The organism is Collinsella aerofaciens, from assembly GCF_040926265.1.
GTDB lineage: Bacteria > Actinomycetota > Coriobacteriia > Coriobacteriales > Coriobacteriaceae > Collinsella > Collinsella aerofaciens_BB.
Genome location: NZ_JBCOIL010000002.1, coordinates 40,762 through 52,389 on the forward strand (window position 1 = coordinate 40,762; position 11,628 = coordinate 52,389).

Here is an 11,628-nt window from a genome sequence, read left to right on the forward strand (position 1 = left end):
CCGAGTCCTCATCCGGCTCATGATGGCGCACCTCAACCCAAAGGCCCTCCAACACGTCGTCGAACCCGAAATCGAGCTCCGCCTGGACGCTCTCGCCGAGCGCATCGCCCAGGGCGAGCTCCGGCACCTTCGTCACACGGCCGTCCAGCCACTCAATCTCTGTCATCGCGCGCATGGTGCAAGCCCCTTCCGACACGGGATTGTCAGCTCAACCCGACCCTTACCATACGGACGAACATAACTCGCCAGGGGGAAGCCCCTGAAGGCCGTGCGCCACAACATGAGGCCGAATCCGCCCCCGGCTGGACAGGCCAACAACGAAGGAGCACACGGAACCGGCGCGGCGTTACAACCGTCCCGGCAAGCGTGTCACTTGGCCAAGTCATGATGCCGACAAACCCGGAAATGCTCCAACGGAGCGCCGAACGAGCGTAACAATATAAAGCCGTGCAACACGTGTTGGACGACCGGAACATCCCAAACAAAGGCCTGTAGGTCCCACCTTCAAGCCCAATAGCAAAATGTGCATCAGCGGATTTGCAGCGATACAAGTCTCAACCGTCACCATCACACCGCAGCGCGCCTAGTCCCACTCATCCTACTGCAAATGTCCCAGAACGAGAAAACGACCAGCTTAACATGCCAACCTTTATATCCGCACGCGCGTAATTCAACTCATAAGGACCGGCTATCCCTTACCTGTGACACAATCTCAAACGCACAGAACAGAATCATCAGTCCAATCATCGTATAAGAGGCAGACGAACCTTCAAGCACTATTCCACAAAGAACAATCTCCGCGCAGCCAATAAGAACTGTTATCAGGCGCTCTGCCTTTTTGCTCTCGCCGCTCGCAAAAAAAGGCGGCAAAGTGCACAAGATCACATATAGCCCGGGAAGGGAATACAGGATCGATAGTCCAAGTCCCCCATCAACCGCAGTGCTTTGCGTAAGAATCAACTGAACCCAAACGGCAATTATCACTGAGCAGGTTGTCGATAAAAGAAGACTAGAAATATAGCACGCAACAAAGTCCCGTCGCATTCGAGCAGAGAAATCCGCGAACTCTCTTCGCCGCGTGGAAACAATAAGGTACACAGAAATTGCAATAGAACCAATCAGAGAAAACAGCGGAACAACCAGCAATTCAAGCTTATTACCCCATCGATCAACCACACCCCCACTCCAATGAGCGGGAATTGTATCAGGGAGGACTGACCAAGCCGCCCATAGAATCAGAAATGGAAGAATAGAGAGGATGAAAGATGATAACACTGCAGTAGTTTTTTTTGAGGTTCTCATCGATTCCGCATCTCCTTGCGCGCCCACATTCCACTCCGCCTTAAATCAAGTATACGTTTTGGAACGGGATGTCACTCCGAACGCCTTACCCTCTTAGTGTGAATGCCGCTGCGGCATTGTTGACTCATCCTTAGTAATCGCGTCTATCCTCTGCAGCATCAGCCAAAGCAATCCGAGAGGAGCCGCACATGCATGCAGCGGAAATTCCTTTCGGGGGGGGGTATCTCCCAGATTTACCCGCCGCCCGAAGGGGCGGTCGACAGTCGAGTACGTACTGATCATCGCGATCATCGTCCTGGTGGTGCTGATCGCGGGACCGTGGGTCTCGTCGGCGATCACAAACCAGTTCAACACGGTGGCGGGGACGCTCGGCAACGGAATCTCAAAGGGTAGCTGGGAGTCGGGCGGCACGGGCGGCGGCAACGGGTCGTTGACCGACGCCGACATCGTGGACCCCGTTCACGGGATAGCGTTCGCCGTGTACTCGGAGGACGACCACAGCCTCATGTTCTACAAGCGCCGCGGGGTCCCCAGAGTCGGTGACATGTTCAACAGCCGCCGCGTGACGGCGGTGTATACGGGGTTCGAAAATGGATACGCCACCGCGACCGTAGGAAACGACGGCAAGACGACTGCCCCCTGGTGGCCTAACAGAAATAATATCGTGGCCGTAAAGGCCATTGACGATGGCATAGAAATCCACTCGTTGGCATTTTGCTTTCAGTACATGGAGAACTGCAAGAGCTTTGATCTGGCAAAGTTCGACATGTCGAACTGCACAAATCTGCAGCACGCATTCGCGTATTGCGGCAATGCGACTTCCTTCAGTATTTCAAGCTGGGATACGTCCTCGGTCGTCGAATTCGACTCGGCGCTCAAAAACCTTTACAAGGTCGAGGAGATTGACATCTCCGGATGGTCGACGCGGAAAGCCGGCGATTTACGTCTCCTTTTTTCCACCGACAGTTCGCTGAAAAGCATGAAATTTGGACCAGGGTGGAAGACCTCAGATGTTATGGATATGCTCGGCATGTTTAGCTATTGCAAAAATCTAAACCTCGACTGTTCCGATTGGAATGTCCCAACCTATGCCAATCATAGTGACTTCAATCACTGCGCCCCCGGCGTTATCCTCCCGAAGGCGTGGCAGTAGGTCTGAAGAAACAAAACGGCAAGCAGTTTATGTGGCGCGGGCACCCGTGCCGCCGTTGCCTCAGCGGCACGTTACGGGCTAGTCGGTTCGCTTTAACGTACGCTCTGCATGCAATATCAATCCCCATGCGAAGGGAGTGTCGCATATGCATGCAGCGGCAATTAACCTTCGGGGGGGGGTGGGTATCTCCTAGGAATACCCGCCTCCGAGGCCAAGGAGCCATCGAGTACGTTCTGGTCATCGCGATTATCGTCCTGGTTGTGATGATAGCCGGCCCTTGGGTCTCGTCGGCAATCAGGAACCAGTTCAACACGGTGGCGGGAGTATTGGTAAACGGGACAGCAGGTGGGACTTGGGAACCGAGCGGTTCCGGCAGCGGTAACGGCGCGGGTTCCGCGACCGTCCAGGCGGCGCTCGCCAAGGACGCGAAGGACACGCGAAGGACTGGACCCTCGGTGAGCAGAAGGCAGTTGCCGAGGACATCGCCGCCAAGGGCGAGGCGTCGCCCGCCTACGCCAAGGCGAAGGCCGCGATGGATGCCGGCACCGAGTTCTCGATGAAGCTCACCGATGGCAAGACGCTGACTTACCGCATTATCGGCATCAATCATGATGACCCTGCAGGCGGATCCGGCAAGGCGGGCCTCACGTTCCTCACCACCACGACGGGCATTTGGTCCCCCATGAACGCGATTGACACCAACGCCGGCGGTTGGGAGAAGTCTGAACTCCGTCAGAAAATGAACTCCGGCAAGATCTGGAATCTGATGCCCTCCGATTTCTAGTCCAGGGTGAAGGCCGTCAAAAAGCTATCGAACAATGTCGGGGGCGGTGATGAGAACAAGAACGCCGCCGTGACGGCTACCTAGGACAAGCTGTTCCTGCTCAGCTACTCTGAGATCGCCCCCCACCTCCTATTGGGCATCCTATCCCTGGACTTCCTCCGAGGGCACCCAGTACGAGGCCTTCAAAGGCAAGGTGACGGAGAACTATAATCCCAACTCTGCCATTGCCATTGGCAGCGGTTGGTGGGAGCGTTCGGTGTTTCCGAACGCCTCGAAGGGCTTCCTCCATGTCGACAGCAGCGGCAATCCGTCGGACAGCAACTCCGCGCCGGGCTGGTTTTGCGTCTCCCCCGCCTGGTGCTTCTAGCTTGTCTAGCGCAAAGCCCGCGTTACCCCGCGCGTGCTTTCTTTTGGCGACCGAACGAACGGCTTCAGGTTCATGGCACGGGTAGTCGGATTGAAGAGAAATGGGGTCATACAGCGGCTCTCAGAGCGCCTGCCGCACTCCCCCGCCATTACCTCTGCTGCGTCCTCGTATAGAGTCCATCCTGCTTGGTGTTTCGAGTTCGGGGCGTATACGGTGGATGGATAATGGATTCACTTCGATGACGGCGTTTACGGGAGCGACCATGGCGATGCGCGAGATCGCGGTCAAGTTCGATGAGGGCGAAATGGCCTTGATTCAGGGTCATGCGGACGCCACGGGCATGACCTTTTCCGAGTTCGTGAGAAGGGCCGCGTTCGAGAAGGCTGAGGACATGGCGGACATCGAGGCCTACAACGAGGCTTTGGACGGGGACGGCGGCACTCGCTACCCGATGGAAGAGGTCGTGCGCATGGCGGTGGAGGCTGAGTGATTGTCCACACGCGTTGTCTGTCTCGGCTCTAAAGGCTTCTCTTGGGCGGGGTTCGGCTTATAGCCGGGTCCCGCTTTTTTGCGGCTTTCAGTTGTCTTTCTGAAGGTATGAAATGGCTGCCTCGATATGAATACGGTCGGCATTCGAAGCGGACGTTATAGCCGCGCTAATAGCGCATGACTTTCTCCCCTGCCGTCATCGTTGCCGCAGCGGCAAGACCGTTGCAAATACTTGGAATAGCCCTACGCTCGGCTCGTATTGCAAACCCCGAGTGAAGGGAGCCGTATATGCATGCAGCGGCAATTAACCTTCGGGGGGGGGTCGCTCCTGAAACGACCCGCTTCCGAGGGCAATCAATTATCGAGTACGTCCTGATCATTGCCGTCATCGGCCTGGTCATCGTGTTCGCGGGACCCGGCGTGGCCGGAGCCATCCGAAACCAGTCCAACCTGGTCGGCAACACGGTGAACAATGGGACGGTCGGCGGCGTCGAGGGAGGCGCGTCCGGTGGCGGCTCCGCAGGCGCCGATTCCGCGGCCGTCCAGGTGGCCATCGCCAAGGACGCGAAGGACTGGACCCTCGACGAGCAGGAGGCGGTTGCCAAAGACATTGCCAAGAACGGTACATCGTCTATCGCCTACGCCAAGGCCAAGGCCGCCATGGATGCCGGCACCAAGTTCTCGATGAAGCTGACCAATGGCAAGACGCTCGAGTACCGTATCATCGGCATCAACCACGACGACTTGGCCGATGGTAGCGGCATGGCAGGCTTGACGTTCGAGGCGACCAACTCTGCCTTGGGTAGCCAGAGAATGAACGCTACGGACACCAATGCCGGTGGTTGGGATAAGTCCGAGCTCCGTACCCGCCTCAACAGCGGTGACCTCTGGTTGCTCCTGCCCAGCGAGCTCCAGTCAAAGGTGAAACCCGTCACAAAGACAACCGATAACGTTGGCGGTAACGGGGGCGGTGCCCCCTCGGCGACGACCGACAAGGTTTTTCTGCTCTCGGCAACCGAAGTATACGGGGATATGCAATCTGACGGCATCCAGTACGAGTGCTACAAATCCAAGGGCGTGACGAGGTCGAACTATTCCGGTGCATCAGGCTATAGCCACTGGACTCGTTCCGTGAGACCGCGCAGCTCCACATCCTTTCGCTATGTTCAAAGCGGCGGTATTTGCTACAGCTACAGCGCGGCGGACTCGTTTTATGTCCTCCCCGCTTTCTGCTTCTGATCTCTTTCATCGCAAAGCCCCCGCAATCCTGCGAGGGCTTTTCTTGTGGCGATTACTCAAACAATTCGAGGTTCATTGTACAGGTAATCGGGTTGAGGAGAAATGGGGTCATACAGCGGCTCTCAGAGCGCCTGCCGCACTTCCCCGCCATTACCTTTGCGGCATCCTCGTATGGAGTCCATCCTGGTTGGCGTTTTGTTGTAACCGCTCACTTGTCCACAGATCAAGTGAACTGCTGGATTAAATACAGCGACACACTAGTTCGTTACAGTCGCCATATCTGCGTAAATCGCCGCGATAAATACAGCCTGTACTCGTCTGTATACCAGCTACGCGTATGTAGATTCATGTCGCGTTAATAAATCGGCTCAAGCGCGTGCAAAACGCGCAAGTAACCGCAAAAAGCGATTATCGCGCAGGTAGATTTTTGGCACCCTGTTGCTTAATCAAAATTAAGCAATTGCTTAAAACAAAAAAGGTCAGGCACTAGGTGCCTGACCTGCGAAACTTCTGGTCGGGACGACTGGATTCGAACCAGCGACCCCTTGACCCCCAGTCAAGTGCGCTACCAAGCTGCGCCACGTCCCGAAGCTTTTTTTGTTGCTCTGCTCTCGCTCGCAACAGGAAGTATATTAACCCGAAACTTTAGACTTGTGCAAGAACTTTTTTACAATTTTTGAAGCAAGTCCAAAATTGTATCTGCGAGCTGGGGTTTTGTTAGCACGGGAAGTTCCTGTGTACCCGCTGTGCTCACAATCCAGGCCTTGTTAGTGTCGGTACCAAAGCCTGAATCGGCGCGCGAGACATCGTTGGCGATAATGGCATCGCAACCTTTGCGTGCCAATTTGCGCTCGGCGTACTCGACAACGTTATCGGTCTCGGCCGCAAAGCCGATCACGCATCGCTCGCCCTTCTGGTGTGAGAGCTCGGCCAAGATATCGACCGTTTCGACAAGCTCGATGCGATCCAAGCGTTCGTTGGACTTTTTGAGCTTATGGTCCGCAGGGGTGGCGGGGGTATAGTCGGCGACGGCGGCCGCACAAATTGCCGCATCGGCCGTCTGGAAGGCGCTCAGCGCCGCCTGGAGCATTTCTGCGGCGGTCTGCACGCGCACGCACTTCACGCCGTGAGGAACATCGAGTGATGTCGGTCCCAGCACAAGCGTGACCGCGGCGCCGCGGCGAGCAGCCTTCCCCGCCAGGGCGATGCCCATCTTACCCGAAGAGCGGTTACCAATGAATCGCACCGGATCGATCGACTCGTGCGTGGGGCCGGCGGTAATCACGATGCGCTTACCTTCCAGGTCCTGAGGCGCGGGGTTGAGCACCTCGCAGACAGCCTCGAGGATATCCTCGGGCTCACTCATGCGTCCCGTGTCCACGTCGCCGCAGGCAAGGTAGCCGCTGCCCGGACCCACCACATGGACACCGCGCTCGCGCAACGTGGCCATGTTGGCCTGCGTCGCCGGCGCCTTCCACATGCCGTTATTCATAGCGGGTGCGATCACGATGGGTCGCGGTGTGGCTAGTAGCGTGGTGGAAATAAGGTCATCGGCGATGCCGTTGGCCATCTTGGCGATGATATTGGCCGTCGCGGGTGCCACGACCACCAGATCGGGCTCCTGTGCCAGCGAAATGTGGTGGATGGGGTCGGAGGGATCGTCGAATAGGCCCACGGCAACGGGCTCGTTGGTGAGCGCACGGAAGGTAAGCGGGCCCACGAACTCCGTGGCATGCTCGCTCATAACGACCTTGACGTGGGCGCCGCGCTTTTGCAGCAGGCGCACGATATTGCACGACTTATAGGCGGCGATCCCGCCGGTAATACCCAGCAGGATCGTTTTTCCCTCAAGTTGCATTGAATTGTTGGGTGCCGCCGTCATCATTTAAGCTTCCTTGCTGGGAAGCACCAGCAGGCGGTGGCAGTACGGGCAGTGCGTAATCTCGCTGCCGTCGTGGTTGAGGTCGCTCATGGACGACGCCTGCAGCGCGGTGTGGCAGACCGTGGGGATGTTGCCCTTGATGGTCTCGACGGCCAGGCCGCGGAACTGCTTGAGCAGACGCTCGTAGTCGGTGAGCACGCCGGTCGGCAGCGTGGCGGCAAGCGCGGTGCGCTCCTTAGTGGCGGCATCGATCTGAGCCTGCAGATCGGTAGCCTTGGCGCGAGCAGCCTTGGTATCGGCCTTTACGCCCTCCTCGAACTTGGCGATGATGGCCTGCGCGCGAGCCTCGCGGTCGAGCGCCTCCTTATGAGCGACAACAACGTCCTTGCGGGTGTGCTCAATCTTGTCTAGGCGTTTGGCCAGGGTGGCGAGCTCGTTTTCTAGATCCTGAACCTCGCGGTAGTCGGAGCCGTCGACGTGACGCTTTTTGGCAGCCTCGATGGCGTTGTTGGTCTGAATCTCGGTGGTGTTGAGATCGTCGAGCTCAATGTCCAGGTCCTTGCGCTGGGCGTAGAGCTTGGTCATCTCGGACTTGAGCTTCACATAGGTCTTGCGCTTGGAAGCGAGCTCCTTGAGCTCCGGCATATTGGCAAGTTCGCTCTTGTTGCGGGCGAGCTCCAAATCGATCTGTTGCAGCTTGAGTAGCGTAGCGCCGGCGCTCATAAGTTCTCTCCTTTTGTCACAGTCCACCATTGGCAAGGGTTCAGTATTTTAATCGTATGACGGGGGTCGACCCCGGCGTCAACCGCAGAGTTCATCAAGATATCCACGAACGGCTCCTCGGAGCGGTCATGGCCGAGCAAAACCACTGGCAGCCCGCGCAAGGCAAGGTCTTGCGCTACGTGGTAGCCCGCCTCGCCCGTCACGACAACGTCCGCGCCCGCGGCGATGGCAAGCTCTCCAAAGTCACCCAGGGAGCCGCCCAGAATGGCAACGGTCCGGCACGGGTAATCGGCCTCGCCCCATACGCGGGGGTCGCTGCCAAACGCCGCTGCGGCGCGCGCGGCAAGGTTACGCAGGCTGCAGGGGTCGTTCAGCGTTGCAAGCGCGCCCAGGCCGGTCGCTTCGGGGTCGTCCACGTGCTCCAGTGAGCTTGCGGGTGCGGCGTCCAACAGCGTACTTAGGCAAACGCGAGCCTCATACGAGCGGTCCAGGTTGGTGTGAAGCGAGATGATGCTCACGCCGCAACGAGCTGCCTCGTACAGCGCAGCGCTGCACTGGGGACGCGCGGATGCGGCCGGACAAAAGGCCTCGGGCGCCTTGATATAGATGGGATGATGCGTCAGCAGCACGTTGGCGCCGGCCTTGAGAGCGCGGCGCACGTTGGCCTCGGTCGCGTCGAGTGCGCAGGCAACACCGGTGATCTCTACAGCGGGATCTCCCACAGATAGCCCAACATGATCCCAGCCCTCGGCATCCGCCTTGGGGTAGCGCGCCAGCAGCGCGCGTTCAAGTTCGGCGACGATCATGCGGCACCTACGATCGAGAGCAGCGTCTGGGCAAAGTCGTCCAGATCGCTCGGATTCACGCGGTCATCGAAGGAAATACGCAGTGCGCCCAGCGCCTGCTCGCGACCAATGCCCATGGCGCTGAGCACGTGACTCGGGTCCATGCTGCCGCTCGAGCAAGCCGATCCGGCCGACACCTCAAAACCGGCGGCGTCGAGCTTGATGATGAGCTCCTCGGAGTCCATGCCGTCGACGTAGATCGAAACCATACCCGGCAGACGATCTGCCTGCGCGTAGTCGCCCATGGTGGCGTGAATGTGCGGATGGGCCGTAAGCGTGGCGTAGAGCTTGTCGGATGCGGCTTGCAGCTTCTCGCGCTCCTGGGCCACATGGGGCACCAGCGTACGGGCGGCAGCAGCAAAGGCCAGCTGCGTGCGCAGGTCCTGCGTACCGGCGCGACGTCCGGCTTCCTGTCCGCCGCCAAAGATGCGGGGGCGCAGCGGCGTGCGAGTCTTAACGTAGAGCGCGCCGGAGGCAACGGGACCGCCAATCTTGTGGGCGGCGACGGACATGGCGTCGACACCCAGCTCGGCGGCATCGAGCGGAATATGCAGATAGCCCTGGATGGCATCGGTGTGGAACAGGGCGCCTGCGGTGTGCGCAGCCGCGGCAAGCTCGCGGATAGGCTGCACCACGCCGGTCTCGTTGTTGGCGACCATGATACTCACGAGCGCGACGTCGTCGCCGAGCAAGTCGCTCAGCGCGGCAAGCTCGATGTAGCCCGCACGGCAGGGCTGCACTAGGTCGACGGTAAAGCCGGCAGCGCGCAGCAGCGGCAGGTTGTACAGGATCGAATCGTGCTCGATGGCAGATACGATCACGCGGTTACGCTTGCGGTCGCGCTGACGAGCGCCCTCGGCAAGACCGAGGAGCGCCAGCTGGTTGGCCTCGGTGCCGCCGTTGGTAAGGATGATCTCGGACGGGCGAACGCGCGCGCCAAAGCTACGGGCAATCTCGCGACGTGCCACCTCCAGGCGCGCGGCGGCCTTACGGCCGAGCGAATGCAGCGAGTTGGGGTTGACGCCGGCAAGCTCGCTGTCGTCATATTCGCGCTGCGCAAGGAGCGCCTCGGCGCGCATGGGCGTCGAGGCGGCATAGTCAAGATTCACGGGTATGCGGTTTTGACCTGCGGTCATAAGGGTTTATGCCTCCTGTGCAGCCTCGTTGCCCAGCTTCTGCAGCAGTGCAACCTCGGCGGCGGGATCTTCGGACTTAAATACGGCGGAGCCGGCTACGAGCACGTTGGCGCCGGCCTTGACGACCTCGGCGATGTTTTTGGAAGAAATGCCGCCGTCGACTTCGATCAGTGGCGACACGCCGTGACGCTCACACATGGCCTTGAGCTCGTGAAGTTTGGCGATAGTACCGGGGATAAAGCTCTGGCCGCCAAAGCCGGGGTTCACGCTCATGAGCAGCACCATATCGACAACGTCGAAGATGCTCTCGAGCACGCAGACGGGGGTGGCGGGGTTGAGCACCACACCGGCCTTGACGCCGCGCTGCTGCAGATGGGTGAGCGTGCGGTGCAGGTGCGTGGAGGCCTCATAGTGCACGGTGATCATATCGGCGCCAGCATCGGCATACCAATCGACGGTCTCGTCGGGGTTCGACACCATCAGGTGCGCGTCGACCGGTACAGCGGTGGAGCGCTTGACGGCCTTGAGGATGTCGACGCCAAAGGTGAGGTTGCCGGTAAAGTGACCGTCCATGACGTCGAAGTGCACGTAGTCGGCACCGGCGATCTTGTCGAGTTCGCCCTTGAGGTTGGCCATGTCGGCCGAAAGGACAGACGGAGCGATTTTGATGGAACCCATGGTAGAAGCCTTTCTGCGCTAGTCGGTGAGTCCGTAGAACTCTTGAGAAGGGACGCGGTCGGTAAGAATCTCGAGCGCCCTATCCAAAGTAACACCGTTGTAGAGCGTTTGCTCCACGGCAAAGGTGAGCGGAATGTCTACGCCCAGTGAACGGGCGAGCTCGCTGACGCTCCGGGCCGCGACGGCGCCCTCGACCACCATATGCGTGCGCGCCTGGTACTCGTCGAGCGACACGCCGTGGGCAAACTCGTAGCCAAAGGTGCGGTTGCGCGAATGCTCCGAGGTGCAGGTGGCGATGAGGTCACCCATGCCGGCGAGTCCCATGCACGTTATGGCCTGCCCGCCGCGGGCGTGCACCAGTCGGCTGATCTCGGCCAGGCCGCGCGTCATGATAAGGGCAAGCGTGTTGTCGCCCGCGCCGGTACCGGCGGAGATGCCGCATACGATAGCGATGACGTTTTTCATGGCGCCGCAGACCTCGACGCCCGTCATGTCCTGCGACAGATAGATGCGGAAGGCCGTGGAAAGCAGCAGCTCCTTAAAGGTCTCCCCCACCTGCTGGTCTTTACTGGCGATGACGGCGGCAGAAAGCCCGCCGCGGCAGATCTCCTCGGCATGGTTGGGGCCCGAGAGCGCCGCCACGCGCGCCTCGCTGCCGATCTCGCTGGCGATGACCTCGCTCATGAGTAGGCCGGACTCGGGCTCAATGCCCTTGGTGAGGCAGAGCACCGGGGTGTCGGTGGCGATGAAAGGTGCTGCCTGATGACATACGCTGCGCAGGTGCGTGGAGGGCACGGCAAAGATGATGGCCTCGGCGCCGTCGAGTGCCTGCGACAGGTCCATGGTGGCGACAACGTTGCCGGGCAGCTCGTAGTCCACCAGATAGCGGGGATTACGGTGCTCGCCGTTAATGCCGGCGGCCGTCTGCTCACTATGGGCCCACATGGTCACGCGCTCGGCTCGAGCGGCGGCAAGGCCGGCGACGGCGGTTCCCCAAGAGCCAGAGCCAATCAGCGCAACATTCATGACT

11 protein-coding genes and 1 tRNA gene are annotated in these 11,628 nt (G+C 59.5%); 4 read left to right on the plus strand and 8 right to left on the minus strand.

Features of this window, described 5'->3' with window-relative positions; translation table 11 throughout:
- Positions 1-675: 675 nt before the first annotated feature.
- Positions 676-1,302 (minus strand): DUF1648 domain-containing protein, encoded by a 627-nt coding sequence (locus tag AB5767_RS00775; RefSeq protein ID WP_368131822.1) that lies wholly within the window; start codon positions 1,300-1,302, stop codon positions 676-678.
- 298 nt (positions 1,303-1,600) lie between these two features.
- Between AB5767_RS00775 and AB5767_RS00780 the strand changes: the two genes are divergently transcribed.
- The 4 genes from AB5767_RS00780 (at position 1,601) to AB5767_RS00795 (ending at position 5,334) form a co-directional block, all read left to right on the plus strand.
- Positions 1,601-2,455: a BspA family leucine-rich repeat surface protein gene (locus AB5767_RS00780; RefSeq protein ID WP_368131821.1), complete on the plus strand. Its 855-nt coding sequence runs from the start codon at positions 1,601-1,603 to the stop codon at positions 2,453-2,455.
- 532 nt (positions 2,456-2,987) lie between these two features.
- Positions 2,988-3,239 carry a hypothetical protein gene (locus AB5767_RS00785; protein WP_368131820.1) on the plus strand — a complete coding sequence of 84 codons (252 nt, stop codon included), beginning with the start codon at positions 2,988-2,990 and terminating at the stop codon, positions 3,237-3,239.
- 584 nt (positions 3,240-3,823) lie between these two features.
- Entirely contained in the window at positions 3,824-4,096 is a 273-nt protein-coding gene (gene relB / locus AB5767_RS00790; RefSeq protein WP_271741369.1) for a type II toxin-antitoxin system RelB family antitoxin, read from the plus strand.
- A 287-nt stretch (positions 4,097-4,383) separates the two neighbouring features.
- Complete coding sequence (locus tag AB5767_RS00795; RefSeq protein WP_368131819.1) at positions 4,384-5,334, plus strand: DUF6273 domain-containing protein; 951 nt, start codon at positions 4,384-4,386, stop codon at positions 5,332-5,334.
- 511 nt (positions 5,335-5,845) lie between these two features.
- On the opposite strand, the gene AB5767_RS00800 is transcribed toward AB5767_RS00795, so the two are convergent.
- The 7 genes from AB5767_RS00800 to AB5767_RS00830 all read right to left on the minus strand — a co-directional run bounded on the left by AB5767_RS00800 (position 5,846) and on the right by AB5767_RS00830 (position 11,624).
- Positions 5,846-5,922, minus strand: a tRNA-Pro gene (locus AB5767_RS00800).
- 79 nt (positions 5,923-6,001) lie between these two features.
- On the minus strand, positions 6,002-7,216 hold the full coding sequence (gene coaBC / locus AB5767_RS00805) for a bifunctional phosphopantothenoylcysteine decarboxylase/phosphopantothenate--cysteine ligase CoaBC (protein WP_368131825.1): 1,215 nt from the start codon (positions 7,214-7,216) through the stop codon (positions 6,002-6,004).
- Positions 7,217-7,219: 3 nt separating this feature from the next.
- Positions 7,220-7,939 carry a zinc ribbon domain-containing protein gene (locus AB5767_RS00810; RefSeq protein WP_368131818.1) on the minus strand — a complete coding sequence of 240 codons (720 nt, stop codon included), beginning with the start codon at positions 7,937-7,939 and terminating at the stop codon, positions 7,220-7,222.
- Complete coding sequence (locus AB5767_RS00815; protein WP_368131817.1) at positions 7,936-8,745, minus strand: Nif3-like dinuclear metal center hexameric protein; 810 nt, start codon at positions 8,743-8,745, stop codon at positions 7,936-7,938. The genes AB5767_RS00810 and AB5767_RS00815 overlap by 4 nt, the downstream gene beginning before the upstream one ends.
- The gene (locus tag AB5767_RS00820; RefSeq protein WP_368131816.1) at positions 8,742-9,920 is read right to left on the minus strand and encodes a cysteine desulfurase family protein; all 1,179 of its coding nucleotides are present in this window, start codon (positions 9,918-9,920) and stop codon (positions 8,742-8,744) included. The genes AB5767_RS00815 and AB5767_RS00820 overlap by 4 nt, the downstream gene beginning before the upstream one ends.
- 6 nt (positions 9,921-9,926) lie before the next feature.
- Positions 9,927-10,598, minus strand: coding sequence for a ribulose-phosphate 3-epimerase (gene rpe / locus AB5767_RS00825; protein ID WP_368131815.1), 672 nt, complete (start codon positions 10,596-10,598; stop codon positions 9,927-9,929).
- 18 nt (positions 10,599-10,616) lie between these two features.
- Positions 10,617-11,624: an NAD(P)H-dependent glycerol-3-phosphate dehydrogenase gene (locus AB5767_RS00830; RefSeq protein WP_368131814.1), complete on the minus strand. Its 1,008-nt coding sequence runs from the start codon at positions 11,622-11,624 to the stop codon at positions 10,617-10,619.
- Positions 11,625-11,628: the final 4 nt, after the last annotated feature.

Bases quoted from the DNA above. Each gene is read 5' to 3' on its own strand.
- AB5767_RS00820 (WP_368131816.1), bottom strand. From the start codon at position 9,920: ATGACCGCAGGTCAAAACCGCATACCCGTGAATCTTGACTATGCCGCC.
- AB5767_RS00795 (WP_368131819.1), top strand. From the start codon at position 4,384: ATGCATGCAGCGGCAATTAACCTTCGGGGGGGGGTCGCTCCTGAAACG.
- rpe (WP_368131815.1), bottom strand. From the start codon at position 10,598: ATGGGTTCCATCAAAATCGCTCCGTCTGTCCTTTCGGCCGACATGGCC.
- AB5767_RS00810 (WP_368131818.1), bottom strand. From the start codon at position 7,939: ATGAGCGCCGGCGCTACGCTACTCAAGCTGCAACAGATCGATTTGGAG.
- relB (WP_271741369.1), top strand. From the start codon at position 3,824: ATGGATAATGGATTCACTTCGATGACGGCGTTTACGGGAGCGACCATG.
- AB5767_RS00775 (WP_368131822.1), bottom strand. From the start codon at position 1,302: ATGAGAACCTCAAAAAAAACTACTGCAGTGTTATCATCTTTCATCCTC.
- coaBC (WP_368131825.1), bottom strand. From the start codon at position 7,216: ATGACGGCGGCACCCAACAATTCAATGCAACTTGAGGGAAAAACGATC.
- AB5767_RS00830 (WP_368131814.1), bottom strand. From the start codon at position 11,624: ATGAATGTTGCGCTGATTGGCTCTGGCTCTTGGGGAACCGCCGTCGCC.
- AB5767_RS00815 (WP_368131817.1), bottom strand. From the start codon at position 8,745: ATGATCGTCGCCGAACTTGAACGCGCGCTGCTGGCGCGCTACCCCAAG.
- AB5767_RS00785 (WP_368131820.1), top strand. From the start codon at position 2,988: ATGGATGCCGGCACCGAGTTCTCGATGAAGCTCACCGATGGCAAGACG.